The following is a 354-nucleotide window of genomic DNA, read 5'->3' as shown; positions in this document are numbered from 1 at the left end:
AAGGGGCCCGTTAGAGTTCCAGCTACTACTCCCGTTGATAAAGTCCCCAAAGCATAGCCAGACTTATCTTTAGGTACCTGACTAGCAATCAAGGCTGTTGCATTGGGGACAAAACCAGTAAATACACCATTTAGTAATCTAAGAAAGATTAACCAATAGATATTCGGAACAAAGGCCAAACCTCCCATAGTAATGGTCATGGCAAGGCCTGCTCGAATCATCATGGGTTTTCGACCGTACTTGTCAGCAAGAATGCCCCAGATGGGAGAAACTAAAGCTGCTGAAACAGCTGAAACTGAGATGGCTAATCCAGCATAGAAAGCAACTTGATCCTGCTCTATTCCCAACTGCTCC

At 44.9% G+C, this 354-nt stretch carries 1 protein-coding gene; it reads right to left on the bottom strand.

The annotated features are described in order from the left end of the window. Positions 1 to 354, bottom strand: a 354-nt coding sequence (locus SORDD24_RS10590) for an MFS transporter (protein WP_155720162.1), incomplete at both ends; no start/stop codon positions are given.

This window comes from Streptococcus oralis, assembly GCF_001579175.1.
Classification (GTDB): domain Bacteria; phylum Bacillota; class Bacilli; order Lactobacillales; family Streptococcaceae; genus Streptococcus; species Streptococcus oralis_O.
This window is presented reverse-complemented; position numbering and strand designations above follow the sequence as displayed.